Below are 25392 nucleotides of genomic sequence, written 5' to 3' on the forward strand. Positions count from 1 at the left end.
CGAGCACATGCGATTGACCATCGTCAATTCCGCATGACGCGATAGCATATACAATAGAACGAATAATCATTTTCTTGAGCTTTGCGGACGAGTTGCTGGACGATACAGACGTTCAGCATGATCTCTCTTCGTGTCAATTTCGACGTAATGCGTCTCATTTTGGAGCCTGAGATGTTAGTCCATGCAGTCCGAATTCTGTTGTTTCCAATTCTGGTCGCTCAAGCCGCATTTGTGCGCCGTTCAGCGGTGCACCTGGCTGATCCTTCCGGTCGCCGCGATGGTGTCAGCGGGCAGGGGCCTGACCTCCGTTTATTGATCATCGGCGACAGTTCTGCTGTCGGGGTCGGCACCTCGCATCAAGAAGAAGCGCTCTTGGGTCATATGCGCAAAAGGCTTTCGCAGACAAATACAGTCTACTGGTCTGTAGATGCCAAGACCGGTGCCACCACTGCCGATACGATCGCCCGTCTGCAGGAGCGCACACCACAGAAATTTGATATCGTGTCCGTTTCGCTTGGCGTAAACGATATCACTGCGCGCGTGCCTTTATCGGAATGGCTGCAGCGGTTTTCGATGTTGCTTCAGTTGGTGGAACTGAAATTTCAGGCCGATGTCATCTGCATATCGGGTATTCCGCCAATCCACTATTTCCCGCTGCTCCCACAACCGCTCCGGTGGGTATTGGGTGCACAGGCCGCACGATTTGATCGGGCGCTTCGCAAACTTGTCTCCAATCGTTCTGGATGTCGGTTTATTGAAATGGATTTTGAACCTAACGTCTCACAAATGAGCCCTGACGGTTTTCATCCGGGTCCAAAAATCTATGCAGAGTGGGGCCGCAAGGTCTATCGTGCAATCCGCCGCGATATCAAGCAGCTCGGCAAAACGTAGCAGCCGTCTCAGAGCGGATTTTCAGGGCATTTGCAGCCGGCAACAGGTTTGCGCCGAGCGTGCTCATGTCCCGCCACCCAGGCCACGGCCCGCCTGTCGCGCAACGGGCCGGATACATTTCAGCGACTTTCGAGACCATGCCGGAAATCATGTGCGAACGGCAGCCGGTGCATAGATGTGGCCCTCAAAGACCCCTTCACAGAACACGGCAGGATCGCCTCCTGATCAATGACAGCGACCTAGCGGACCTGCGCAAGAGCCTCGTCGACCGTGGCGGCATAGTGGACCAACGGGGGGTGCAGGCCATGGGTTGCAAAGACACGCAGGATGTCGCGGCTGGTCCCCGTAAGCCACAACGCGACCCCCCGCTTGCGCGCGCTGTGGGCAAGCCCCTCGATCATGTTGGCGCCGGTCGAGTCGAGCAGGGGCACAGATGAGAAATCGACAATCAGCGCCCTGTGGCTGTCCTGGATGCGGTCGAGCACAGAGCTGATGGAGGCGGTGGCGCCAAAGAAGAGCGCGCCGGTGATCCAGTAGATGACCACATCGGGGGCCTGGGCGGTGTCCTCATGGTATTCCCGGCGCGGGTGTGCGGTGTCGGCCTCGTCGCGCCCGACAAAGGCGCTGCCGGTCGCAACACCTGTGGTCCGGCTCATGCGATGAATAAAGAGCACCGACCCAAGAGCGAAGCCGACGACAATGGCTTCGGTCAGGTCGCGGAAAATGGTCAGAAAGAAGGTGGCACCCAACACCGTAGCCTCTCCCCAGCCTGACCGGACCAGGATCGCGATGGCTGGTTTCTCGATCATGTTCCAGGCAACAACGGCCAGCACCCCGGCAAGCGCGGCCAGCGGGATATATGAGGCCAGCGGCGCGGCAACCAGCATGAACAGGAGCAGAAACGCGGCGTGCAACATGCCGGCCACTGGGCCATGCGCCCCGGCCCGGACATTTGTCGCGGTGCGTGCGATGGTGCCTGTTACGCAAAACCCACCAAAGAGGGACGACCCAATGTTGGCCACACCCTGGGCCACCAGTTCGCAGTTCGAACGGTGGCGGCGTCCGGTCATGCTGTCGGCGACAACGGCGGACAGCAGCGATTCAATGGCGCCCAGCAAGGTAAAGGAGACAGCGGCGGGCAGAACCGCAAAGACGGCCTCTGGTGAGAGAATTGGCAGGTGCGGTGCTGGAAGCGACGATGGAATGCCACCAAACTTGGTGCCAATTGTCTGCACCGGCAGGGTGAGAACGGCGGTTGCAGCGGCGGCCAAGCTGACGGCGATCAGCATCCCCGGCCATTGTGGGCGCCACCGTCGCAACCCAAAGATCACAGCAACCGTGGCACAGGACACCCCAAGCGCGGCTGGCGTCAGGCTTGCCCGCACCTCCCAGAGAGCCGGGAGCTTTTCCAGCAACTCGCCCGGTTCATTCACCAGGGTCAGACCAAACAGCTCCCTGACCTGGCTGGCAAAAATGATGACTGCGATCCCGGCGGTGAATCCCACCGTGACCGGGTAGGGGATGAACTTGATGAAGGCGCCAAGCCGCAGGAAACCGGTAGCGGCCATCATCAGCCCCGAAAGAAAGGTGGCCAGGATCAGCCCCTCTACCCCGTGCTGGGCCACGGTTGCGGCAACCAGCACGATGAAGGCGCCGGCCGGGCCACCAATCTGGAACCGGGATCCCCCCAGCAACGAAACCAGGAAACCACCAACGATGGCCGTGTAAAGCCCCTGGGCTGGGCTCGCCCCCGAGGCGATGGCGATGGCCATCGACAGCGGCAGCGCAACAATCGCGACGGTCAGCCCGGCAATGGCATCTGCGCGCAACTGCGTCAGGCCATAGCCTTCGCGCAGGACAGTAAGGAGTTTGGGGGTGAACAGCTCGGCAAAACTGGGAGCCTCGCTCTGTAGGGGCGTCTGGTCTTTCATCTGTGGCCGCACCTTTAGGAAGAAGGGAGCGGCGGGATCGTCGGCTGTATGTCGGCGGTCGCCGTCGCGGGTTGTGGGGTCAGGATATCGCGAAGGGTTTTTTCTGCCCTAGGCCGCGCCGGTGCACCGTGCTGGCAGCGCCTCCTCGACCCGTTCAATGCCAAAAAGACCGCGTGCCGCGCGCATCGCTGGACCTGCAATCATGATAAATATCCTGAGTATGAGAATGGATAGTACAAATAGAATAAGGGAAATGTAAAACATCATCTTTGGCAGGTGATTTCAGGGAGCACAGGCCAGGGAGCACAGACCAGGTAGCACAATGCCGGTTGCCATGCGCTTCACCACTCTGCCCCCAAGGTCCGGCCCGAGAGAGGCGGGAGACAAGCCAGCTCCCTTGGGCAAAATCCGCGACACCGGCGACACAGCTCTTGGCTTAGGCGGCATTCATTCAGCGCTTCTTTCTGCTGAAACGCTGTCACTGCTGCGCAAGCTGCGACCGCTGAGGACAGGTCGGCGGACCGGGCCTGAGAGGGCCGGCAGAAAAGCGGTGATGAAGGCAAGCCAGCCGAGGCACCAAAGCAGGGCAGTGGCTGTTATCAGGCTGTCGGCAAAGGCCAAGGAAAACGGAGGCGCCAAACGGGCCCAGACCGCGAGCCAGATCAGCGCGCATCCAACCGTGAATCCGGCGCCTGCGCGCATTTTCCCGTCCGGGCGATGGCTGCCCGCCCGTCCGGAAATGGCCATGATGAGCCCGGTCATGGCGCCGATGGTAAGGGCGTGAATTGCCGCAGGCACGGGATAGTCGACGAGCCCAAGCCCGATGACACCAAAAGCCAGAGTGCCAAGGGGCAGCCATAGAAAGGCCAGGTGTTGCGCGGCCAGCAGCGGATTAAAGAGCGCAGTGCCGGTTCGCCATCCCCGCATGCACCACAGCATCATTGCCCCCGTCGCAGCCCATATGGCGTAGGCCGCTTCGGCAAACCCCGCGGGTTTCAATACCAGTCCCATGAACAGCATCCCCAGCAGCAGGCTGCGCAGCCGTGGTGCAGTCCGGACCGGCGGGCCGGTATCGCCCTGCTGGGCCAGCCAGTTGCGGGTAAAGGCAGGGACTGCCCGCGTGCCTACAAAGAACAACAGCAAGAGCATGCCTGTGAGGACCATGTGTGCCAGGTCAAGGCAGTTCCAGATATTGCCGGCGGCGGCGTCGATCAGGAATAGGGCTTCACATAGGCCAAGGCCCAGAACTGCAGCCAGATACCCAAGCTTGCGATAGGCTCTGGCAGCGGCCAGCTGATGGCATAGGATGCCAGCGAGGCCGGCAAAGAACCCCGCATTCAAGGCCAGAGGAATTATCAGGGGGAGCGCATCAAATTTGGCAGTTGCGATCCGCGCCAGGATCCAAACGACAACCAGTGCCTTCAAACCCGCACCTTGCAGGGGAGGACGTGCCGTCCAGCTTTGCAGGGGAGGACGTGCCGTCCAGCCTGGCAGGGCTGTCAGCAGATAGCCTCCGATGGCCGCAGCAGCAAAGCCAAAGAACAGCTCGTGGACATGCCACAGAACGGCAGGCGCAAAGTCCGGACCAGGCAGACCAAACCCGACTCCCAATGGCCACCAGGCCATCGAGAGCAGCGCGCAAAGGAAAGCGGCAAGAAAAAGCGGGCGGTAGGGCGCGTCCCAAAACCTGCTCAAGTCCAGCCCCAAAGTCATGGCGCAGCAGGTTCAACTGACCAGGATGCGCCGCTGGGCCCTACCAGGAAACCGTCACTCAGGCGGGTTTCCGGTGAAGAACGCCGGATCTCGTCGGCAATTGCACCGGCGGGCAGGGCGCCGTCCAGCCGGTCCCGGTACAGCTGGCAAATCCGGGTAAAGCTGCTGGATTGCGGTGACAGCCGCAGGGCTGAAACGCCTGCTGCGGCAAGGGCTTCGATCTGGTAGTCGGCGCAGGCATAGCTATCCGACAGTGTTTGCACCCCATTCACCGCCATGAAGGGACGCTCCTCCAGGGTCCGTACTTCCAGTCCGTCCGGGTCCTCGTCGCAGGCAAACTGGCAATTGTCCTTGGTCCGCTTGTGCAGCCGCGCGTGATAGCAGCGCCCGGATATCGCCAGCGGCAGCCGGCCATGTCCCCAGACCTCGATGGCCACGCCCAGGTCGGCACCGGCGTGGGCCAGTGCTGCAACTGACGCCATGGGCAATTCAGGCGGCAGGCAGATCCGTTTGGCGCCCAGGGATGCCAGCCAGGTCAGGGTGCCCTCGTTATAGACATTGACCAGGGGTCCAACGTGAAAGCCCAGGCCTTTAGGCAAATGCGGCAGGGCGGTCAGGTCGTTGATCTCAACCGTCACCCCCATTTCCGAAAGTTCCGCCGTCAGCTTGCGCTCGCGCTTGAGGGTGACAAGTGCCAGGCTGGTCAAAACCGTCTCCTTGCCTGCTGCGGCCAGGGAGGAGAGGGCTTCGGGAATGCGATCCTGATAAAAGGGCAGGCGTTTTGAGCAGATAAGTTCACCCAGAACAACGCGGTCGACGGGAGCCTCGCCCAGGCCTTCATAAAACGCGCTCCAGGTTTCGGTTGGCCAGAAGAACTGGTTCGGCCCGATAGTCAGTTCCATGGTGCTACCTCCAGGTTTTCTTGTAGGCGCCAGTGGTCATGGCCTGGCCTTCCGAGAGCCGCGCCAGCATGCCCTCGGGCAAGGGGGTGCCGGCCTCCAGCGCATCCACGGCAGCACGGAAGTTGCGCACCACCTGCGCCACATAGGATTTTGAGCGCTGGCGGCCTTCGATCTTCAGCGCCGTGACGCCGGCCTTTTGCAGCTGCGGGATCAGTTGCTCGGCGTTGAGGCTGACCGGGTCTTCAAACAGATGCCCGGTCTGGCCACCTGCGGAGAAGCAGCCCTTGCACAGTGTTGGATAGGGGGCTGGCGCATCCTTTGCCGTGCGGTGGATCGTGAACCCGCCCAGCCTGGCATTCAGCACCCCGTTGTCGTCAATGTATTCCACATGGCTGGCAGGTGAGCAGACGCCGTTCATATTGGGGGACAGGCCGGTTGCATAAGACGACAGCGAGCAGCGCCCTTCGGCCATGACGCACAAACCGCCAAACACAAAGACTTCGGTTTCCACCTCTGTTTCGGCGTTGATGGCGGCAATTTCCGGCACCGAGAGGATGCGCGGCAGCACAACGCGTTTCACGCCAAAGGTGTCGGCGTAGAAGTTGATGATATCGGCATTGGCGGCGGCGGCCTGAACCGAAAGATGCAGGCGCAGCTCCGGATAGCTGCGCGCGCCATAGTCCAGCAAGCCGGCGTCTGCCAGGATCACGGCATCGGCGCCAGCGGCCTGTGCATCGCCAATGGCGCGATGCCAGACCGACTGGCTGCCTGCCCGGGGGAACGTGTTGATCGCCACCAGAACCTTGGCGCCATGGGCATGGGCAAATTCAACACCTTCGCGCATTTCGGCACGGTCAAAATTCAAGCCAGGGAAGTTGCGCGCGTTGGTTTCGTCATTGAAGCCGCAATAGACAGTATGCGCCCCGGCCTTGACGGCGGCGCGCAGCGCAGCGGGGGTGCCGGCGGGGCAGACAATTTCCATCACCATGCCGGGTCCTCCTCCGGCCGGGCCAGGCAGAGGCCTGTACGCCGTTCTGCCAAGGCGGCGGTCTGAAGGATAAAGCGGCCAAACGGCCCGGACACGGCGGCAATTTCCTGCGACAGGTCCAGTTCAGCATCATCCACGGCATTGCGCAGAGCCAGGGCTGCGCCGGTGTCACCCTCAATCACCAAATCGCGTGAGAAAAACAGTGCATCCCCGTCGTAAACCCCGTGGACCAGCCCCAGCAGCGCAGCAAGCGGGCCGGATATGCGCGCCTCAGCCTCGCAGTCCCCGCGCAGGGCGCGCACGGTTGGGGCGCCGCCATTGGGGGCCAGGCAAAGAATGATGGGTAAATCGACCGGGTTGAGGACAAACCGCGCGTGGCTGTAGTCCCCCAGGCGGCGGAACAATCCCGGGTGACGCTTGCCGATTTGGCGGCAGCAGGCGGTCAGCGAGAGGGACAAGGGCGCCAGCGGCACCACCCGCAGAATGCGCGCCAGGGCAGCCGGGCAACAGGGGATTTGGGGGTGTGGCAAAGAGTATTCCTTTCCCGCCGGTGATTTCGGTCACAGCGGTTCTATTCCGCTGCATGCCTCCCGAGTTTGTGCTGCAACAAATTCAGGAGGTGAATCTCTGTTAGGGATCTGCGGAAATCAGCAATGGAGCAGTCCCGTACGCACCCTTCCGCCATATCCCAGCCTGCGCCATTTCCTTGACTGGTGCGAAGAAACCGGCCAGTTCCAGCGCGTTCCGGATCCGGTCTCGGTGCAGCATCAGATGACGGCGGTGCATCGCAGCGTGCTGGAAGGCGGCGGTCCGGTGCTGCAGTTCAACCACCCGGTTCTAGACAGTGGGCTGACGTCGGATATTCCGGTTGTTGTGAACCTGTTCGGCACGGCTGAGCGGGTTGCGGCCGGTCTTGGGGTCACCACAGACCGGCTGGACGACCTGGGTGGCTTTCTCGCGGCCCTCAGGTCACCAGCTCCACCGGACGGGCTGCGCGATACACTGTCCCGCTGGCCCATGCTCAAGGCCGCCTTGGCTGCGAGGCCAAAGCTGATCAAGACCGCGCCGGTACAAGCCGTTGTGCGCGCGGGGGCTGACGTAGATCTGTCCGGACTGCCGGTTCAGACCCATTGGCCTGACGATGCAGGGCCGCTGATTACCTGGCCGGTCGTAATCACCCGACCGCATGACAGCAGACCAGAGGATATCAGCCGCTGCAATGCAGGCGTTTACCGGACCCAGGTGCTGGACCGCTCGCGGTTGATCATGCGCTGGCTGCCGCATCGCGGCGGCGCCGCGCATCATCGTAGCTGGGCGCGTCGGGGAGAAAAAATGCCGGTGGCGGTGGTGCTTGGTGCGAACCCCGCAACGCTGCTCTCGGCGGCGTTGCCCCTGCCGGAAACAGTGTCCGAGCTTACCTTTGCCGGTGCGCTTGGCGGTGCCCGCCCGCGCCTGGTTCCCTGCCGGAGCGTACCGCTGATGGTGCCCGCTGATGCCGAGATTGTGCTGGAGGGCTGGGTATCGCCGAGTGAAACCGCGCCCGAAGGTCCGTTTGGCGATCACACCGGATATTACAACCGCGCTGAGCCCTTTCCAGTCATGCAGGTGAGCGCAGTTACCCATCGCGAAAACCCGCTTTACCTGTCCACCTATACCGGCCGCCCGCCCGATGAACCGGCCATCATCGGCGAGGTGTTCAACCGGCTCGCCCTGCCAATGGTGCGGGCGCAAATCCCCGAAATCCGGGACCTGTGGCTGCCGCCGGCGGCCTGCTCATACCGCATTGCCGTTGTCAGCCTGGACAAGCGCTACCCCGGCCAGGCCCGCCGGGTGATGATGGCGCTTTGGGGAATGCTGCCGCAATTCAGCTACACAAAGATGATTATTGCCGTCGATGCCGATGCTGACCCGCGCAATTGGGATGACATCGCCTGGGTGCTGGCGACACGTATGGACCCCTCCCGCGATGTGATGATTTTGGAGAACACGCCAATGGATTATCTCGACTTTGCCTCGCCCCAACCCGGCCTGGCCGGCAAGATAGGTATCGACGCCACGACAAAAATTGGCAGCGAAACCACCCGGGAATGGGGGCATGTCATGCAGGGCGCGCCAGAAGATCAGGCCTTTGCCGCTGACCTGGTTGCCCGCCTTATACCGGAGTTGGGGGCATGAGCGCACGGCGGGTGGTGCTGGGGGTCTCTGGCGCTTCCGGCGCCATGCTCAGCCTGGCAGTGGCCCGGCATCTGGCCTCGCTTGAGGTTGAGATAGATCTGGTCACCAGCTCCGCGGCAAAGCGTACCCTCGCAGAGGAATGCGGCCCGCAAGCCTTGCAAATGCTCACAGCCATGGCCACCCGCAGCCATGCAATTGATGATATCGGCGCCGCCATTGCCTCGGGCTCGGTTCCGGTTTCGGGAATGATTGTTGCGCCTTGTTCGATGCGCTCCCTGGCCGCCATAGCGCATGGGCTTGATGACAATTTGCTGACACGCGCAGCAGCAGTACAGCTCAAGGAACGTCGGTGTCTGGTTCTGCTGGCCCGCGAAGCCCCGCTGACGCTGGCTCATCTTCGGAACATGACAGCGGCAACCGAGATGGGGGCGATCGTCATGCCGCCCACCCCTGCATTTTATCTCTCGCACAGCACGTTGACAGACGTTGCCAGCCAGATCGCAGCGCGTGCGGTCGACCTCCTGGCCGTATCCCCCCCGCGCGCGCAACCTTGGTCGCCCGAGGCCGAAGGGTAAGCCCCGCCTTTTGCACCGCCACCTGCGCCAGGGCCATCGTTTTGATGGAGCAAAGGCCAGTCATGCTCCAATATTCAAAGGGGACCACTCAGGTGGGGTTGCTCATGCCCGCGAACCGGGACTGTTGCATGGTATGGGCGCAGGTCTGGGATGGTGGGGGCGTTCACTGTTCCCGGAATGCCCTGATCATACTGTCTGCGACGGGTTTCATCAGATATTGGATGAAGGTTCTGTTCTGGGTCTGGATCATGATTTGGGCAGGCATGCCCGGCGTGGGAGTAAAGCCTCTGACGCGCTGCAACTCGCTGGGGGCCACGGAAATACGCGCCACATAGATTTCTTGTGGCAGCTCTTGCGAGCGATCCAGAATCGCGTCTGCGGATACGTAATAGACTTTGCCTTCAAGGATTGGCGTCGTGCGTTGGTTCAGGGCGGTCAGCCTGACTGTGGCAGCTTGCCCCTTGCGGACCACGTCAATTTCGGTGCGCGGAATCTGGGCTTCGATGATCAGGGGTTCGCCGGTGGGCAATATTTCCAGAATAGCCTTGCCACTTTCGACGACACCGCCCGGAGTGTGATAATGCAGGCGCACAACCGTCCCTGAAACCGGCGCAACAATTTCGGTCCGCGTTAAGATGCTTTCGGCCTTGCGGGCCTGTTCGCGAACACTTTCCAGCTCTGATTGTACCGCTTGCAACTCGTCAAGCGCTGCGCTTTGGGTTTCGTTGATGGTCTGCGAGATCTGCGACTCGTAGCGCTGGGACAGCGAGGCGGTTTCGTCGATTTCGGATTGCAGGCGGCCAATCTGGCCCTGGGCTTCAGCCAAAGCGCGGCGCAGGGTGTTGTATTCCGATTTGCGCACCAGGCCCTTTTCCAACAGCACTTCTTTTGCCTGCGAATCTTCTTCCAGAATTTCCAGCTGAGCATGGGTGGCAGCCAGTTGTTTTTCGTAGCCGATCGACCGGCTTTTCAGGGCTTCGATGCTTTGCTTTAACAGGTTTATTTCATTCTTTAATTGCTGGGTGGCGGCGTCGAATACAATCTGCTGCCCATCAAGCATTGCGACCACATTGTAGTCTGAGCGGAGTTGTTCCAGTCTGGCAGGGTAAACCAGCGTATCCTTGCGGTTGTATTCAGCAAGAATACGGCTTTCCATCGCTTCCAATCTGACCTGACGCAAGAACAGCTCGCGTTCGGTTGCAAGGGCAGAGGTTTCATCAAGCAGCACGATTGGCTGTCCTGCGACGACGTTTTCGCCTTCTTCGACAAGAATGGCCTTGATGATGCCGCCTTCGAGGTGCTGAACAATCTTGTTGCTGCCGGTGGCAACAAAGCTGCCCTGAGAAATGACCGCAGCGGCCAAGGGGGCCTTGAACGCCCAGACCCCAAAGCTGCCAAGCCCAAAAATCAGCAGGAACAGACCGAAGGTGACATGCTTTTTGATCGACCGGGGAACGTCGTCATACCATTCCGCCGATTCAGCAAGTACGATTGGATTAGGCATTGCGCTGTCCTCCATTGCCTTGTGGCGGTAGCTTGCCAGCAGCGTTTGTGCGTTCGGACAGTTTTTGCAGAACCTGATTGCGTTCGCCAAACAGCGCGATATTGCCATCCGCCAGTAGCATGATCTTGTCGACGACGCTTAGCAGTGATGGTTTTTGGGTGATGACAACCACGGTGATGCCGGCCTCGCCCGCATGGCGGATGGCATTGGCAAGCGCCCGATCCCCAGAGGTGTCGAGGTTGGAGTTGGGTTCATCCAGAACCAAAAATCGCGGGTTGCCGAAAAAGGCGCGTGCCAGGGCAATACGTTGCTTTTGTCCGCCCGACAGTGGTGAGCCATCGGCAGCGACCATGGTTTCGTAGCCATGCGGCAGCGAGGCGATCATATCATGCACATCGGCCAGAAGCGCCGCACGGTGGATGTCTTCGTCGCTGGCACCCGCGCGCATCCGGGCGATGTTGTTCTTGATGGAGCCCGGAAACAGCTGCACGTCTTGCGGCAAATAGCCGATGTTTTCGCCCAGCTGTCGGTCATCCCAATTGCGGAGGTCCATCAGGTCAAGCCTGACATTGCCCGAGGTCGGCAGAATTGAGCCCACAAGCATTTTCCCCAGTGTCGTCTTGCCGGCACCAGAGTTGCCGATCACCGCCAAGGAATCCCCCGGATTGAGGCTGAATGTCAGACCGTTGAGGATCACCTGTTTTGTGCCTGCCGGGACAAACAGCAGGCGCTCGACATTCAGGCGGCCCTCGGGGCGGGGCAGGCGGAGTTTTTCGTATTTTTGTACCGATGACGCCATCAGGTTGCTGACCCTGTCATAGGCCGCGCGGGATTGCGAAAAACCGTTCCAGCCTTCGATCGAACCTTCGATTGGCGCCAGCGCACGACCGGCAATGATAGAGGCCGCGATGACCATGCCGCCGGTTATCTCCCCCTCGAGCGCCAGATAGGCCCCCCAGCCCAGCATCGCAATCTGGGTGAGCAATCTTGCCCCGCGTGAGACGGCAGCCCAAATGATGTTTCGATCCTGTGCCAGCACCTGGGCGCGCAGTGACGCGGCGGTGTCACGGCCCCACAAGGCGACCGCCTCGGGAACCATGGCGAGGGCATTGATGATCTGGCTGTTGCGCGACATCGAGTCGAGATGCATGTTTGCCCGCGACTGGGCCTGATTTGCCTCGGCAAAGGGTTTGGATGTAGCCTTTTGATTTATCAGCGCAATGACCATGAGCATAATCGCCGTTGCGATCACAATCATGCCAAGATGCGGATGAACAAGGAAAATCGCGGTGATGAAAAGGGGGGCAAAGGGTACATCCAGAAACGAGATCAGCGTACCGGAGACCAGGAAGGACCTGAGCAATTGCAGGTCCCCCAGGGTTTGATACTGGCGTCCGTTGTCATGCAGAGAGGCATGCGCCGCCGCACTCAGGACAGGGGCGCCCAGCAGAACAGCCACCTCTACGGCGGTGCGCATCAAGATGAAGCGTCGGACGGCATCAAAGATGGATTGCATGATCACCGCACCGGCGATGACGATTGTCAGCATGATCAGCGTGTCGAGCGACCGGCTGGTCAAAACCCTGTCGGAAATCTGGAATAGATAGATCGGGATCGCCAGCACCAGAAGATTTGTCGCGCAGGTCAAAATCATGACAAAGCCGAGATTGCGTCGCACGACTTGCCGTCCCTGGCGCATCTTTTGGGCAAATTGTTCCGGGCCGCCGCGTTTGTGGAACTGTGGTTTTGCACCACCGCCATCATCGCCACCACCGCCACCGCTGTTGATATTGGCAGGAGGCTTGCCACCACCACCTGGCTTGAGGGTTGGTCCGGTATCGCCTTCAATCTGAACGCCACCGATCCCCCGGGCGATGGGCGGCGCGGTGTCGATTTTCCTGGAATGGTTGCATCGTTGTGCGGGCGTCAGCAGCAGTGGCTGTTTTGCTGTAACAGTCTGCGCTGCGCCGTTCGTGCCCTTCGTGGTGGTGTTTTGTTGCGTTTTGTTGCGAATGCCTTGGTCAGCTTCGGAAACAGTTTTATCTAACATTTTTTGCACTCAATTCTATTATGCTAACATTGTTTGCATCATGTCTGGGTTGCCGCTGTATTCGGGTGATGTTGCAACGATTTCGGCATCTGGTGGTGCCTCGCCGTCCGGGCTCATCATTCCCTCCGCCAGAAATGCGACGGCTTCATTGGCAAGCGCTGGTAATGCTACGCCCAGTGGATCTGAATCCGTGTCGATCAGATTGGCCTGGTAAAGCAGGGCGTCGCTGTAGGCTTCCCCATTGACCCGCACTTCAGAATCCACGCCGTAGACATTCACGGATGCAGTATTGATCGCGGCATTGGAGCCGGTCACCAGCTCTATGGACGCGCCGGTCTGCGCTTGAAAATTATCAAGTGCCAAATGGACCTGGTCGGAATCCCCCATGATATTGGTTTGGTCCAAACAATTGAGGGTGGTGAAATCTCCGGAGATGTACAAAACGGTCAGGATGTCATCGCCCGCAAAGGCGCTATCATGGGCGACGCTGCCGTCGATCGTGGTTGCGCCATTTGCAAATGCATCGCTCGCCTGCGCAAAATTCGACGTCATATCCGTGTAGCTGTCGATCCCGGTGGTTGAGATATTCGCGCCGTTGAACAACAGGTTGTCGCCGCCGGAAAAGCCAAAGGGCACATCGCCTGTGTATGTGACGGTGTCATAATCCATCACCACGTTCATCTGGCAGATCTGATTGACGGTGATCATGTTGCCACCGATCATCACCAAATCGTAGCCATATCCGATTTCCAGAATATCGGCCAAGTTCACGATGGTGTTGTCCCCCATCACGATCTGCGTGTTGCTCCCGGTGAACTGGACATCGGCGCGATCATGGTCGGTCATAAAGCTGAACTGGCTGACCCAGTTTGCCATGATAATATCGCCATCAATCCGGGTAACCGCCCAGTTCTGCGGCAGGCCGGTGGGCGCGGCGCTTGCATCCTCGGTCATGGCGGCGTCATCCGTGACGGGCTGTGAAGAGATATGCGACATCGTCGCCACGTTGAGGCTGGTTGAAAACATTGCCCCGGGCTGCGCGTTCAAGGTGACATGTTCGAACAGCACATTCACCTGGCTTATCACGTTCAGGTCGACAACATCCCCCATGACCGAAATCACCGGCGCATCAAGCCAGCCCACGGAAATGGACACGTCGTTGACCATCACGTTGGCACCGGTAACCAAATGATGCCCGTCATCAATCTCGAACTGTTCGGAAGCGGGCGATGGTCCGTCGAGCCCCTGGAAGGGATCGGTGTTTGCCAGCGCGTCAGGGTCGTCTTCGTCTTCGGGGGCGTCATCGCTCAGCACGACATCGGGATTTTCCGCCTGGAAGTAGGCCGGCATGATGTCGTCCAAAATTGGCGTTTCTTCGACGGTTTCGCCATTCACAAAGCTGCCGCTGGCCTCCTCCCCGTGCAGGGCGGTTACGGTCTCGCCTAGTCGGGATGTGCCATCGGTGGCGCCCATGCTGTCATGCAGGGCTTTTACGGTGCCGAGGGTGCTTTCGCTCAGGTCCAGCGAAACGCTGGTTGCGGCGACCCCCAGGACCTGGGCAATCGCATTGAGGCTCTGCAACGTGGCAAGGTATTCGGCAGGATCAGAAAATTCCGCCGGTATTTCGTTCAGGAAGAGATCGTCATTGTCTTCCATCCAGGCGGATTGGATCGAAATTGTCACAACGCTGCCCGCAGGCTCCAGCGTTAAGTGAGGTCGATTGAAGCTGAAGGAGAGGGAAGGCGTTCCTGATGCAGCCCAAGCCAGTTCCTCTGCGGCCCCCGCCAAGGGTTGATAATAGGGCAGGTAAGTGTTCAGAATTTCAGGGCCATAGAATTGGGGAGCCTGTTCCAAATCCGTCGGGGTGTATTCCACAACGGGTGTAAAATCCTTGAGTGTGTAGGGCGCCTTGAACTTGACAACAATATTGGTCAGATCATTTGTTTCGGCGTTTGCCAATTGTTGCGCTTTAAAATCATCATAGGCATCGCGCATGCGCTCTTCTTCTACTGCAATATGGAAGAAGCCGATCATATGGGCGACGATTTCGGTTACTTTGTCAAACATTGTACTGGCCCCAATTTCTGCGATTGAATGGCCGCTCACCTCTTGAATTTCTAAATTTGTTGGCAGACCAATTCTGTCTGCAATTGTGGTTGGATGTTTTGGAACGGAACCGGGCCCAATGCTTTGGGCCCGGCCTGGAGTGATTAAGGCTTATGCGCCGTCGCTGTCGTCGCCGATATAGCTGGAGCTGAAGCCCCCGCCGACCACGGTCATGTCGACACTATTGCCAAGCACGTTGGCACCCATCACGATGCTTTGGTTAAACGCCGTGGTGTCGATCTGCGAGGCTGCCGAAGCAAAGGATTCCCCGGTTACGAACCCGTCGTCACCGTTATGCGAACCCCACATTCCGGCATCACCGCCAGCACCACCGGCGCCGGTTGTGGCGTTGCCGCCATTGCCGCCGGATCCACCGCCAGACTGAACGCCACCAGCAGTTGCGTGGCCGCCAAATGCGTTGCCGCTATCGCCGCCCCACGAGTGTCCGCCATAGCCGTCGCCGCCGTCACCAGCCCCAGCGAGGTTGATCCCGCCGTTGCCCTGGGCGTTGTTCAGCGCGGCAGACCATGCACCGGCATCGCCGCCGTCACCGCCGTTGGCGTCGCCGCCAGCACCGAAGCCTGCGCCATTGCCGCCAGCCGCCGCGAGCGAACCAGCATCGCCAGCGTCGCCGCTTTCACCCGAACCGGCACCAAGACCAGCCCCAAGTGCATCAGCATCGGCGTCGCCGGTGTCGCCACCGCTCGCCCCGGCCAATCCAAGGCCAAGCAGGCCCAGACCGATGCCAGCCGCTCCGGCGTCACCGCCTTCGCTGCTGTCCGCACCGGCACCTGCAGCACCAATGCCTACGCCAGCACCACCGGCATCACCGGAATCGCCACCTTCGGCATTCGACCCGGCAAGACCAAGTCCCAGACCAAGGCCAGCGCCGATAGAAGCAGCACCACCACCGGCTGCGCCGTCGGCATCTGCGTCAGAACCGGCACCGCCGATACCAACACCCAGGCCGATTGCAGCGGCACTGCCGCCGTTCGCGCCTGTGCCGCCAGCAGCCGCGCTGTTGCCGCCATTGCCGCTAGCACCACCGGTTGCACCAGCAGAGCCACCAATGCCAAAGCCACCCAGGGCAACGCCACCGCTTGCATCGGCATGGCCGCCACCGGATCCGCCATCTGCGTCGGCATCAATGCCGTCTTCAGATTTTGCAAAGCCGCCGTGAGAGGTGTTGGTCTGGTTCATCGTGCCGCTGTTGGACACGTTGCTCAGGTGGTCATTGTCTTGCAGGTTGTTGGACTGCGTATTGATCGTCCCGGCATCGTTGCCCGCACCATTCAGCGCGTCATTCAACATGTCATCCAGATCCAGGTCATTGCCGGGATTGTAGTCAATGTTGCCGTGCGCCATGATGAAATCGCCGGCATTGGAATGGTCCAGATCAATATCGGCAAAGTCATCGTCTGTTGGCTCATAGCCGGCCAGGTCGATATCAATGTCGACACCAACGGTGGTTTCGCTGGTATTGGTGTTGGAGTTGTGGTTGCCGTTCAGGTTGCCGTTGGCGTTCAGGTTGGCATTCCCGTTGGCATTGCCATTGGCATTACCGTTGGCATTGCCATTATGGTTGCCATTTCCGTTCAGGTTGCCATTCCCGTTACCGTTCAGGTTGCCGTTGCCGTTGCCGTTCAGGTTGCCATTCCCGTTACCGTTCAGGTTACCATTCCAACTTTCACTGGACTGAGATTGGTCCTGTTCCTGATCAGAATGTTGGCCCTGACCCTGCGCCTGCAGCTGCGCCTGAAGTTCGGCCTGTGCTTGCGCTTGTGCTTGATCCTGTTCCTGATCTTGGGAGTCATTGTCCCAAGGACCAAATTGGAAGAGATTATTCTTCGTACCCATTGTGTTTCTCCGAAAAAGGCATAGTCCGGATCGCCACTCATTTCAAAAGCGATCATCGGCGTATGCGATTAGGTTTTTAGGTGATTTTGATTCTGAGGTGCTGACAGGGACATGAGGTTGAGACATGAGATCGTCCTGACCTGGCACCATAAAGTATGATTTTTTTCGTTTTGCCTCCCCCTTGTAACTATTTCGGTTTTGGAAACGATGGTCGCGGAAATGTTGAACTAGATAATTGTGGTCTGGTTGCCGAACCATCCACGAGCAGCATTGCGAAACTGGGTTTGAAAAACTAGACAGCCAAAAGGCTTAATCGGCGAGGTTTCTTGTTACCAATTGTTTATATTTAATTTTTGGAGATATGCTTAGGCCTTGCAGCACGATGGACCTAGTCTCTCTGCAGCTGCGGCTAATCCGTTTGAGATGGATAACCTAATCCGTTTGGTGGGGTCGGTTGTGTATTTGTCCGGGTTTCAATTTTGAGTTGCGGGCGGCGAAGATTTAAAAAAAATACCGATTCCGCCATATAATTATGCTAATTTTATGTTAATGCTTAAGGTCTGGGCGCAATAAGAGATTCGTGAGCAGTCGCCCGACGCTTTGACAAAACTTAAGCTAGCCAAGATTTTATTCTTACAGAGCTAAGCGCAAGGTAACCGTCTATTGGCTTGATTTTAAAAGTTTTTATTGCCATTTAGATGCAGGCACGGTGCGTAATGAGAAAGTGGAGCATGGTGTGGACGTTGAAGAAAAAATTGATTCGATAACTTGTATTTTTGTCGGGAATTCGCATGATTTCTCGGATCATGCGATTGACTTGGCCACGATCAGTGTCGGATCGGTGAAGTTCAGGCGGATGGGGAAAATTGAAGACCTGCTGTCCTGCAAGTTTGATAGGCCGGATCGGGTGCGATCCATCATATTAAATCAATCTATGGCGCATAATCTAATTGATATAATAGATGATCTGCAAAACCGGTTTCCCAATGCAACAACGGCCTTGGCCTTCCGGCAGCCCGAGCTGGCCCGCATGGTACTGACGCAGATGAGCAGGCAACGCCCAGCGGGAGGGTTTGCGTTTCTGCCGATGAATCGCGATATGGACCGTTGGTTGACGGTGTTGCGGCTATTGATTTGTGGTGAAAACTTCATTCCCAGTGATTTGTACGATTTTTCTGCCCAAAATGTGGATGCAGAGCCAACCCACGACGGGTCAGAGGATGCTTTTGCCGCGCCCTGCAAAATGCCAGATGGCAAGCACAACAGGCCAACCAATGGGGCATCCAGGGTCCGATTGACCATGCGAGAGGCAGAGGTTCTGTCCTGTGTGGCGGAGGGCAAGCAAAACAAGCTTATCGCAAACCGGTTGGGTTTGTCTGAGCATACGGTAAAACTGCACATCCACCATGTGATCGCCAAGCTTGGCGTGCACAACAGGACAGAGGCGGCGGTTTGGTTCCTTGAAAACCAGGGGGGCGCGCAGGTCACCCAATGAGTGAGGTGGAGAAGCAGCTTAACTTTGATGCCTTCCTGTTGCTTGTCGGTAAGCTGAACTATGCCTGGACCAACACCGAAAGTTTGTTAATTCACCTGATCGCCGGGCTTGCTGGTTTGGATAAGGAAATAGCCACCGTTATTTTCCTGACATTAAACACCACGCGCGCACGCATAGATTTGGTTGAGCGGTTGTCAAAGCTTGACAAAATTGATGCCGTCGAAAGAGACGCTATTCTGGAGCTGACCAGCCGCATTCAGCGGCAGTCGGCGTTGCGCAACAGATATAATCATTGCATTTACGCATTTGACGCCGAAGGCGGCAATCCACATACGATACTAATGCGGATAGCTGACCGCAAAGATACCCTCAAGATTGGACAGTCGAGGCCGCTGAATGATGCGGCTGCAGAGGATATCGAGGCGGCGATATCGGAGCTGAAGAAAATTAACCAAAAAATATGGAAGACAATTTTGCATTTTGGCTATCCTAGATAGAAAATTTCACCCTAATGTATTTTTTGAATTAGGATTTATCGGCGTAATAATAGTTTGCCTCTGTTCAGATTTGCAGTTTGATTGCTGCCATTGCTGCCATTGCTGCCATTGCTGCCATTGCTGCCATTGGTGCTTGGCAGCGGTCGCTCCTGCTGGGCTGAATGGCGCAGGGTGTGGAGTAGAAACTTGCGACCAACTCCAAGCAGTGAACAGGCGGAGCTTGGCTTCCAAGGCGCCGAATTCGCGCACAGCCTGGCAATTCGCGCACAGCCTGGCAATTCGGGGACGCGGCGTACTGCACGTCCGCTCCCTGCGCATGGCTGGCCGTTGACCCATCGCCCTACCCCCGCACGCCGGGGCAGGGGATGGGCAACCTTTCTTGCCAAACCCTTGCATCGTTTCGCGGGCGAAACATCTGCGGCGCGGCTAGGTTCGGTCGATGCGGGCCTGATAGCAGTTGTTGCGGGCAGAGCGAATGTGGACATAGGCCACGTGCTCTTTTGCCAGAATTTTCTCGGCCTGCTGCATCATCTCTGGCTGCGGGATCACAATGCCGGTGCCATAGACGATGCGATCCTCGGCATTGTAGCCCTTGATCAGATAGTCGGGGGAGCTTGTCAGGACCTCGGGAAGCTCAGCGCTGTCGTGGCGGCTGCAGGGGGCGGCGCAGAGGAAGATTGGTCCGGTTTCGGCATAGGGCTGCGCCGTGGCAAAGGGGCGATGGGCCAGGATCAGCATCTCGGCACCTTTGGGAATATGGCGCAGGCAGTGGCGACAGGGGTTGCCTTCACCGTCCGAAATACTGCGCTCAGCCGGCTGGCCATGGGCGTCCGGCCCGCCATTTTGCAGCTGGCGGGTGATCTTGGTGGAGAGGGCGGTGATTCTGGTCATCGGGGTATCCTTTTGGGGTCGATTGGCTGTGATCCTGGCGCAGATGCCGGTCTGTAAGCGACCCGAAACATGCGGGTAATTGCGGGTAATCCTGCGGGCCCATCAGGGGCGGGGGGGCTCCCGCCCGGTGGCAGTGCATCACAGATGCCCCGCCCACCCGTTGGGCCCGGCGCGCAGCGCTCCTGCGGAGCCCCGCGCGCGGCGCTCTGGGTGGCCAAGGAACATGAAAGCACAGAGCAGGTCCTGGCTGAGACTGAGGATCTGTTGACTGCGGCTGGGATGGCGCGGTATTTTCCGCCCGACGTCCCGGGCCCGGATCTGGCGCGCCGGGTGCCACTTTTGCCGCGTTGGGACTGATTTCCCAACTGATAACGCCACCTGTGACAGGTTGTCGGTTCACCCCGCGAGGCCAAGCGGTTAGAAGGCGAGGACAATCTTTATCACCTGCCCTTGCTCCGGAGCTTTGACATGTCCACGCCCAAACCCGTCGTTCTGTGTATTCTTGATGGTTGGGGAAGTGCCGCGCCCGGAGAGGCCAATGCGCCCTATCTGGCGCAGACGCCGACCTTTGATGCGCTGATGGCGGCGGGGCCGCAGGCGCGGCTGGTGACCCATGGGCCGGATGTGGGACTGCCCAGCGGCCAGATGGGGAACTCTGAGGTGGGGCATACCAATATCGGTGCCGGCCGGGTGGTGGCGATGGATCTGGGTCAGATTGATCTGGCGATCGAGGATGGCTCTTTTGAGCAAAACCCGGCGCTGTTGGACTTTATTGCCAAGCTGAAAGAAACTGGCGGTGCGGCGCATCTGATGGGGCTGGTTTCGGATGGTGGCGTGCATGGGCATATCAGCCATATCCTGGCGGCGGTCCGGGCCATCACCGCAGCGGGTGTGCCGGTCTGGCTGCATGCCATCACGGACGGGCGCGATGTGGCGCCAAAATCCGCCTATGGCTATTTTGAGCAGCTCAAAGACGGCCTGCCCAGAGGTGCCAAAATTGCCAGTGTCACCGGGCGTTATTTTGCCATGGACCGCGACAACCGCTGGGAGCGGGTGAGCGAGGCCTACAACGCGATGATCAAGGCAGAGGGGCGCCCGGTGGCGGATGCTCATGACGCGGTGACCCATGCCTATAACCAGTCGGAAACCGATGAATTCATCGGGGCCAGCGTGTTGCGCGGCTATAAGGGGGTGCAGGATGGCGACGGGTTTTTCTGTCTCAACTTCCGCGCCGACCGCGCCCGCGAAATCCTGCGCGCCATTGGCGAGCCGGGCTTTGCCGAGTTCGACACCGGGGCGCGGCCAAAACTGGCGGCGCTGTTGGGTATGGTGGATTACTCCAAGGCCCATAATGACTACATGACAACCGCCTACCCCAAGGCCGAGCTGGTCAATACCCTGGGCGAATGGGTGGCAAAGCAGGGCAAACGGCAGTTCCGCCTGGCGGAGACCGAGAAATATCCGCATGTGACTTTTTTCCTCAACGGCGGCAAGGAAGAGCCGGAACAGGGGGAAGACCGCGCCATGCCCGAATCGCCCAAGGTGGCGACCTATGATTTGCAGCCAGAGATGAGCGCGCCGGAGGTGACCGCGAAGTTTGTCGCGGCGATTGAGGCTGGCTATGATCTGATTGTGACCAACTATGCCAACCCGGACATGGTAGGCCATACCGGTGACATTCAGGCCGCCATCAAGGCCTGCGAGGCGGTGGATCAGGGGTTGGCCCAAGTGGTCGCAGCTTTGAAAAAGGCCGGCGGCGCGATGCTGGTAACGGCGGATCACGGCAATTGCGAAGTCATGGTGGATCCCGAAACCGGCGGGGTCCATACCGCGCATACCACCAATCTGGTGCCATTGGTGCTGGTTGGCGGGCCGGCGGGCGCCGGGCTGCGCAATGGCCGCCTTGCCGATCTTGCCCCCACCCTGCTAGAGCTTATGAACCTGCCCAAGCCGGAGGAAATGACCGGTGAGAGCCTGCTGACCTGAGACCCTGATCAAAAAGACCTGACCCATATGATGAAACGCGCCGCAGGGCTGCTTCTTTTTGCATTGATCAGCTTTGCCGCACCGCTGCAGGGCCAGCAGGCCCCTGCCGAGGCGGCACGGGCCGCAGCGGATCAACTGGAGGCCGCAACGGTGGCTTTGGAAGCCGCCGAAAGCGCGCGGGATCGGGTCAAGGCGCTGACCGGCACTGTGCGCGCCTATGAGGCCGGGTTGGCGGCCATGCGCGAGGGATTACGGCGGGTGGCGCGCCGCGAATCACAGCTGCTGACCCAGCTGAAATCCCGTGAGGACGAAGTGGCAGAGCTGCTGGGCATCCTGCAGACCATTGAAACCTCGGCGCCGCCGGTGCTGATGCTGCATCCTTCGGGGCCGCTGGGAGCGGCGCGCTCTGCCATGATGGTGGCCGAGGTGACGCCGGGGCTGTATGCCCGCGCCGAGGCGCTGCGTCGTGACCTGGAGGAGGTGCAGACCCTGCGCCTGTTGCAGCAAAACGCCGCTGACACGCTGGAACAGGGGCTGTCCGGGGTGCAAGAGGCCCGCACCGCCCTGTCCACCGCAATTGCAGACCGAACCGACCTGCCGCAGCGCTTTACCGAAAACTCCGTGCGCACCGCTATTCTGATCTCCTCGACCGAGACACTGACAGGATTTGCCAGTGGACTGGCCGAGATTGCCGGCGGTGCTGATAAAATCACACCGCTTTTGGCAGATATCAGCGCTCAGCGGGGAGAGCTTGACCTGCCGGTAGAAGGCCTGCTGCTGCGCGGCTTTGAAAAACGCGATGCGGCGGGCATTGCCCGGCCCGGCCTGCTGATCGCTGCCCGGCCCCGCGCCCTGGTGAGTTCACCAACGGCGGCGACAATCCGCTACCGTGGCCCTCTTTTGGACCTTGGCAATGTGGTGATCCTTGAACCGCAGCCGGATACACTCTTTATTCTGTCAGGACTGGCAGAGGTTTATGGCGCGGCCGGTCAGGTCATTCCCGCAGGCACACCGGTGGGCCTGATGGGGGGAAGTGCCCCGCAGGCTGGTGCCATTTTGTCACTAAGCGGTGAAGGGGGTGGAACTGACCGGACAGAAACGCTCTATATAGAAGTCAGAATGGATAACAGCCCGGTGGATCCTGCAACATGGTTCCGAATCGGAAAAGGTGGATGAAGGTTTCATGAGAAAATTTGCCATGGCGGCTATTGGCGGCACGCTGGCCGGAATCGTTGCAACAACCTATGTGGCCGGCCCGCTGCTGGCGCAGGAAACGGACCGCGAAGCAACGGTCTATGAGCAGCTGGATCTTTTTGGTGATATCTTTGAGCGTATTCGCGCCCAATATGTCGAAGAGGTCGACGAGAAAGAGCTGATCGAGGCGGCCATCGGCGGCATGCTGTCGTCGCTTGATCCGCATTCCAGCTATCTGAAACCCGATGATGCAGCCAGCATGCAGGTGCAGACCCGCGGTGAATTTGGCGGGCTTGGCATTGAGGTGACGCAGGAAGAGGGCTTTGTCAAAGTTGTCTCGCCCATCGACGGCACCCCGGCGGATGAGGCCGGCATGGAAGCCGGTGATTTCATCACCCATGTGGATGGCGAAAGCGTTCTGGGTCTTGGCCTGGATGAGGCGGTTGAGCTGATGCGCGGCCCGGTGGGATCGGAGATCGTGATCACCGTGGTGCGCGAAGGCGAGGGGGAGCCCTTTGACGTGTCGATCATCCGCGACACCATCAAATTGACAGCCGTGCGGGCCCGCACCGAGGGCGAAACCGTGGTGCTGCGGATCACCACCTTTAACCGGCAGACCACGCCGAACCTGGAATCCGGTTTGAAAGAACAGATTGAAGAGGCCGGCGGCCTCGACAAGGTCAGTGGCATCGTGCTGGATCTGCGCAACAACCCCGGCGGGCTGTTGACCGAAGCAATCAGCGTTGCTGACAGTTTCCTCGACAGCGGCGAGATCGTCTCGACCCGTGGCCGCAACCCTGAGGACGGGGAGCGGTTCAACGCGACCCCAGGGGATCTTTCTGGTGGCAAACCCATCGTGGTGCTGATCAACGGTGGCTCTGCCTCGGCCTCTGAAATTGTAGCCGGCGCGCTGCAGGATCATCGCCGGGCCATCGTCGTGGGCACCAAAAGCTTTGGCAAAGGCTCGGTTCAGACCGTGATGCCGCTGCGGGGCGAGGGCGCCATGCGTCTGACCACCGCGCGCTATTACACGCCATCGGGCCGCTCGATCCAGGCGCTGGGGGTCTCTCCGGATATCGTCGTGGAACAGCCCCGCCGCACCGCTCAGGCCGAGGAGGCCGAGGAGGAAAGCGCCGCACGACGGACCCGCTCCGAGGCGGATCTGCGTGGCAGCCTCAACAACGATAGCCTGACCGAGGATGAAATCCGCCAGATCAAAGAGGATCGTGAGCGGGCGGAAAAAGCCGCTGAACTGCGCGAGCAGGACTATCAGCTGGCCTATGCCATCGACATCCTCAAAGGTCTCGTTGCCCTGGGGCCAAAGCAATAATCAGCTGGGAAACACCAGGGGCGGAGTCCCTGCATTTTCTGCCAACCAGTGATCAGGACCGCTCCTTTGGGGGCGGTCTTTTCTTGTTCCGGGGCGGATCGCGCGGGCGCACCCGGCGCAAAGGGGCTTTAGCCGGCGGGCAATATATGGTTCTTAGCGCGCAACCTGGGCCGCCGCGCCTCCGTAAGAAAGCAGATCCTTTATGACCACACGGGATGATCCCCAAGCGCCGCCAAATGGTTTTGATCAGGGGGCCCTGGATCAGAACGGTGCAGAGCTGACCGTGCTGGAGAAACTTGGCTGGCAGGCGTTCTTTGCCGATCAGGTGGCCGCAGAAGATCTGGACGAGACCCCTCCGGTGCGGGTTGTCGAGGCCCATCGCAGCGGCCTGCGGGTGCAGGGCGACGGCATAGACCAGCTGGTGCCGCCAAAACTGGCCGCCACGGTTGGCGACTGGGTGTTGCTCAACCGGGTGCTGCCAACCTCCAGCCGGGTGCTGGAGCGCAAGAGCCTGTTCAAGCGGCGCGCACCGGGACATGACCGCAGTATCCAGCTGATCGCGGCCAATACCGACACCAGTTTTATCGTCACCTCCTGCAATGCAGATTTCAACCTGGCCCGGCTGGAACGCTATCTGGCGCTGGCCTTTGAGGCAGAGGTGACGCCGGTGATCCTGCTGACCAAGTCGGATCTTTGCGCGGATCCCACGCCCTATGTGGAGCAGGCACAAAGCATTTCGTCACGGGTGCCGGTGGTGCTGCTGAATGCCAAAAGCCAGGAGGCCAAAGACCAGCTCGCACCCTGGTGCAAACCAGGGGATACGCTGGTGTTTCTGGGCACCTCCGGGGTGGGGAAATCGACGCTGGTCAATGCTCTGTTTGGCCGCGAGACCGCAGCGACGGCGGAAATTCGTGAGGATGACGCGCGTGGACGGCATACCACGCGGCACCGGCAGATGCGGTTTTTGCCCAATGGCTGTGCGGTGATGGACACGCCGGGGATGCGGGAATTGCAGATGGCTGAAGCAGAGGCAGGCATTGCCGATCTGTTTGAAGATCTGGCTGAACTGGCCGGCCAGTGCAAGTTCCGCAATTGCAAACACGAAAACGAGCCCGGCTGTGCCTTGATTGCCGCCCGTGCGCGCGGCGAAATTGATCAGGTGCGGCTGGAGCGCTGGCGCAAGCTTGTTGTCGAAGACCGCAGCAATACCGCGTCGCTGGCGGACCGCAAGAGTGGTGGCAAGGCCCTGCGCAAGACCATCCGCAGCATGAAAAAGCTGAACAAGAAACTTGGCCGCTGACGGCGCA

Annotated in this window: 21 protein-coding genes; 10 read left to right on the forward strand and 11 right to left on the reverse strand. The window is 59.5% G+C overall.

Annotated features, from left to right (window positions below; translation table 11 throughout):
* Nucleotides 1–117: 117 nt before the first annotated feature.
* Nucleotides 118–891 carry an SGNH/GDSL hydrolase family protein gene (locus ARCT_RS0123935; RefSeq protein WP_084300934.1) on the forward strand — a complete coding sequence of 258 codons (774 nt, stop codon included), beginning with the start codon at nucleotides 118–120 and terminating at the stop codon, nucleotides 889–891.
* Between the two features lie 239 nt (nucleotides 892–1130).
* On the opposite strand, the gene ARCT_RS0123940 is transcribed toward ARCT_RS0123935, so the two are convergent.
* From ARCT_RS0123940 to ubiT, 5 genes are all read right to left on the reverse strand, one after another.
* Nucleotides 1131–2822, reverse strand: a complete 1692-nt coding sequence (locus ARCT_RS0123940) for a SulP family inorganic anion transporter (protein WP_027242364.1) — start codon at nucleotides 2820–2822, stop codon at nucleotides 1131–1133.
* 447 nt (nucleotides 2823–3269) lie between these two features.
* On the reverse strand, nucleotides 3270–4517 hold the full coding sequence (locus ARCT_RS0123950) for an NnrS family protein (protein WP_161631345.1): 1248 nt from the start codon (nucleotides 4515–4517) through the stop codon (nucleotides 3270–3272).
* A 14-nt stretch (nucleotides 4518–4531) separates the two neighbouring features.
* Nucleotides 4532–5437: a ubiquinone anaerobic biosynthesis protein UbiV gene (gene ubiV / locus ARCT_RS0123955; protein ID WP_027242366.1), complete on the reverse strand. Its 906-nt coding sequence runs from the start codon at nucleotides 5435–5437 to the stop codon at nucleotides 4532–4534.
* 4 nt (nucleotides 5438–5441) lie between these two features.
* The gene (gene ubiU, locus ARCT_RS0123960) at nucleotides 5442–6419 is read right to left on the reverse strand and encodes a ubiquinone anaerobic biosynthesis protein UbiU (protein WP_027242367.1); all 978 of its coding nucleotides are present in this window, start codon (nucleotides 6417–6419) and stop codon (nucleotides 5442–5444) included.
* Nucleotides 6419–6955, reverse strand: a complete 537-nt coding sequence (ubiT, locus tag ARCT_RS0123965) for a ubiquinone anaerobic biosynthesis accessory factor UbiT (RefSeq protein WP_240476371.1) — start codon at nucleotides 6953–6955, stop codon at nucleotides 6419–6421. The genes ubiU and ubiT overlap by 1 nt, the downstream gene beginning before the upstream one ends.
* Nucleotides 6956–7061: 106 nt before the next feature.
* Between ubiT and ARCT_RS0123970 the strand changes: the two genes are divergently transcribed.
* Nucleotides 7062–8600, forward strand: coding sequence for a UbiD family decarboxylase (locus tag ARCT_RS0123970; RefSeq protein WP_027242368.1), 1539 nt, complete (start codon nucleotides 7062–7064; stop codon nucleotides 8598–8600).
* Entirely contained in the window at nucleotides 8597–9175 is a 579-nt protein-coding gene (locus ARCT_RS0123975; RefSeq protein ID WP_027242369.1) for a UbiX family flavin prenyltransferase, read from the forward strand. The genes ARCT_RS0123970 and ARCT_RS0123975 overlap by 4 nt, the downstream gene beginning before the upstream one ends.
* Nucleotides 9176–9338: 163 nt before the next feature.
* Here ARCT_RS0123975 and ARCT_RS0123980 read toward each other — a convergent pair whose 3' ends face one another.
* From ARCT_RS0123980 to ARCT_RS28830, 4 genes are all read right to left on the reverse strand, one after another.
* On the reverse strand, nucleotides 9339–10679 hold the full coding sequence (locus tag ARCT_RS0123980; protein WP_027242370.1) for an HlyD family type I secretion periplasmic adaptor subunit: 1341 nt from the start codon (nucleotides 10677–10679) through the stop codon (nucleotides 9339–9341).
* Nucleotides 10672–12729, reverse strand: coding sequence for a type I secretion system permease/ATPase (locus ARCT_RS0123985; protein WP_027242371.1), 2058 nt, complete (start codon nucleotides 12727–12729; stop codon nucleotides 10672–10674). Before ARCT_RS0123985 ends, ARCT_RS0123980 begins: the two co-directional genes overlap by 8 nt.
* 18 nt (nucleotides 12730–12747) lie before the next feature.
* Nucleotides 12748–14796 (reverse strand): hypothetical protein, encoded by a 2049-nt coding sequence (locus tag ARCT_RS0123990; protein WP_027242372.1) that lies wholly within the window; start codon nucleotides 14794–14796, stop codon nucleotides 12748–12750.
* A 150-nt stretch (nucleotides 14797–14946) separates the two neighbouring features.
* Nucleotides 14947–16692, reverse strand: a complete 1746-nt coding sequence (locus ARCT_RS28830; protein WP_027242373.1) for a hypothetical protein — start codon at nucleotides 16690–16692, stop codon at nucleotides 14947–14949.
* 709 nt (nucleotides 16693–17401) lie between these two features.
* Here ARCT_RS28830 and ARCT_RS28740 point away from each other — a divergent pair.
* Together ARCT_RS28740 and ARCT_RS0124005 are read left to right on the forward strand one after the other, a co-directional pair.
* Nucleotides 17402–18187 (forward strand): helix-turn-helix transcriptional regulator, encoded by a 786-nt coding sequence (locus ARCT_RS28740; protein WP_240476376.1) that lies wholly within the window; start codon nucleotides 17402–17404, stop codon nucleotides 18185–18187.
* Nucleotides 18184–18684 (forward strand): hypothetical protein, encoded by a 501-nt coding sequence (locus tag ARCT_RS0124005; RefSeq protein WP_027242375.1) that lies wholly within the window; start codon nucleotides 18184–18186, stop codon nucleotides 18682–18684. The genes ARCT_RS28740 and ARCT_RS0124005 overlap by 4 nt, the downstream gene beginning before the upstream one ends.
* A gap of 6 nt (nucleotides 18685–18690) precedes the next feature.
* On the opposite strand, the gene ARCT_RS28295 is transcribed toward ARCT_RS0124005, so the two are convergent.
* Complete coding sequence (locus ARCT_RS28295; protein ID WP_161631346.1) at nucleotides 18691–18933, reverse strand: hypothetical protein; 243 nt, start codon at nucleotides 18931–18933, stop codon at nucleotides 18691–18693.
* Nucleotides 18934–19110: 177 nt separating this feature from the next.
* Nucleotides 19111–19575 carry a DUF1203 domain-containing protein gene (locus ARCT_RS0124010; RefSeq protein ID WP_027242376.1) on the reverse strand — a complete coding sequence of 155 codons (465 nt, stop codon included), beginning with the start codon at nucleotides 19573–19575 and terminating at the stop codon, nucleotides 19111–19113.
* A gap of 144 nt (nucleotides 19576–19719) precedes the next feature.
* Between ARCT_RS0124010 and ARCT_RS0124015 the strand changes: the two genes are divergently transcribed.
* The 5 genes from ARCT_RS0124015 to rsgA all read left to right on the forward strand — a co-directional run bounded on the left by ARCT_RS0124015 (nucleotide 19720) and on the right by rsgA (nucleotide 25385).
* Entirely contained in the window at nucleotides 19720–19932 is a 213-nt protein-coding gene (locus ARCT_RS0124015; protein WP_027242377.1) for a hypothetical protein, read from the forward strand.
* 111 nt (nucleotides 19933–20043) lie between these two features.
* Entirely contained in the window at nucleotides 20044–21561 is a 1518-nt protein-coding gene (gpmI, locus tag ARCT_RS0124020; RefSeq protein WP_027242378.1) for a 2,3-bisphosphoglycerate-independent phosphoglycerate mutase, read from the forward strand.
* A gap of 27 nt (nucleotides 21562–21588) precedes the next feature.
* Nucleotides 21589–22737 carry a murein hydrolase activator EnvC family protein gene (locus tag ARCT_RS0124025; RefSeq protein WP_027242379.1) on the forward strand — a complete coding sequence of 383 codons (1149 nt, stop codon included), beginning with the start codon at nucleotides 21589–21591 and terminating at the stop codon, nucleotides 22735–22737.
* Between the two features lie 7 nt (nucleotides 22738–22744).
* On the forward strand, nucleotides 22745–24085 hold the full coding sequence (locus ARCT_RS0124030; RefSeq protein WP_027242380.1) for a S41 family peptidase: 1341 nt from the start codon (nucleotides 22745–22747) through the stop codon (nucleotides 24083–24085).
* Nucleotides 24086–24287: 202 nt separating this feature from the next.
* The gene (rsgA, locus tag ARCT_RS0124035) at nucleotides 24288–25385 is read left to right on the forward strand and encodes a ribosome small subunit-dependent GTPase A (RefSeq protein ID WP_027242381.1); all 1098 of its coding nucleotides are present in this window, start codon (nucleotides 24288–24290) and stop codon (nucleotides 25383–25385) included.
* The last annotated feature ends 7 nt before the right edge of the window (nucleotides 25386–25392 follow it).

The organism is Pseudophaeobacter arcticus DSM 23566, from assembly GCF_000473205.1.
GTDB lineage: Bacteria > Pseudomonadota > Alphaproteobacteria > Rhodobacterales > Rhodobacteraceae > Pseudophaeobacter > Pseudophaeobacter arcticus.

Coding starts and splice junctions, on each gene's coding strand:
- ARCT_RS0123935 (WP_084300934.1), top strand. CDS start 118: ATGATCTCTCTTCGTGTCAATTTCGACGTAATGCGTCTCATTTTGGAG.
- ARCT_RS0123940 (WP_027242364.1), bottom strand. CDS start 2,822: ATGAAAGACCAGACGCCCCTACAGAGCGAGGCTCCCAGTTTTGCCGAG.
- ubiV (WP_027242366.1), bottom strand. CDS start 5,437: ATGGAACTGACTATCGGGCCGAACCAGTTCTTCTGGCCAACCGAAACC.
- ubiU (WP_027242367.1), bottom strand. CDS start 6,419: ATGGAAATTGTCTGCCCCGCCGGCACCCCCGCTGCGCTGCGCGCCGCC.
- ARCT_RS0123975 (WP_027242369.1), top strand. CDS start 8,597: ATGAGCGCACGGCGGGTGGTGCTGGGGGTCTCTGGCGCTTCCGGCGCC.
- ARCT_RS0123980 (WP_027242370.1), bottom strand. CDS start 10,679: ATGCCTAATCCAATCGTACTTGCTGAATCGGCGGAATGGTATGACGAC.
- ARCT_RS0123985 (WP_027242371.1), bottom strand. CDS start 12,729: ATGTTAGATAAAACTGTTTCCGAAGCTGACCAAGGCATTCGCAACAAA.
- ARCT_RS0123990 (WP_027242372.1), bottom strand. CDS start 14,796: ATGTTTGACAAAGTAACCGAAATCGTCGCCCATATGATCGGCTTCTTC.
- ARCT_RS28830 (WP_027242373.1), bottom strand. CDS start 16,692: ATGGGTACGAAGAATAATCTCTTCCAATTTGGTCCTTGGGACAATGAC.
- ARCT_RS0124005 (WP_027242375.1), top strand. CDS start 18,184: ATGAGTGAGGTGGAGAAGCAGCTTAACTTTGATGCCTTCCTGTTGCTT.
- ARCT_RS0124010 (WP_027242376.1), bottom strand. CDS start 19,575: ATGACCAGAATCACCGCCCTCTCCACCAAGATCACCCGCCAGCTGCAA.
- ARCT_RS0124015 (WP_027242377.1), top strand. CDS start 19,720: ATGCCCCGCCCACCCGTTGGGCCCGGCGCGCAGCGCTCCTGCGGAGCC.
- gpmI (WP_027242378.1), top strand. CDS start 20,044: ATGTCCACGCCCAAACCCGTCGTTCTGTGTATTCTTGATGGTTGGGGA.
- ARCT_RS0124025 (WP_027242379.1), top strand. CDS start 21,589: ATGATGAAACGCGCCGCAGGGCTGCTTCTTTTTGCATTGATCAGCTTT.
- ARCT_RS0124030 (WP_027242380.1), top strand. CDS start 22,745: ATGAGAAAATTTGCCATGGCGGCTATTGGCGGCACGCTGGCCGGAATC.
- rsgA (WP_027242381.1), top strand. CDS start 24,288: ATGACCACACGGGATGATCCCCAAGCGCCGCCAAATGGTTTTGATCAG.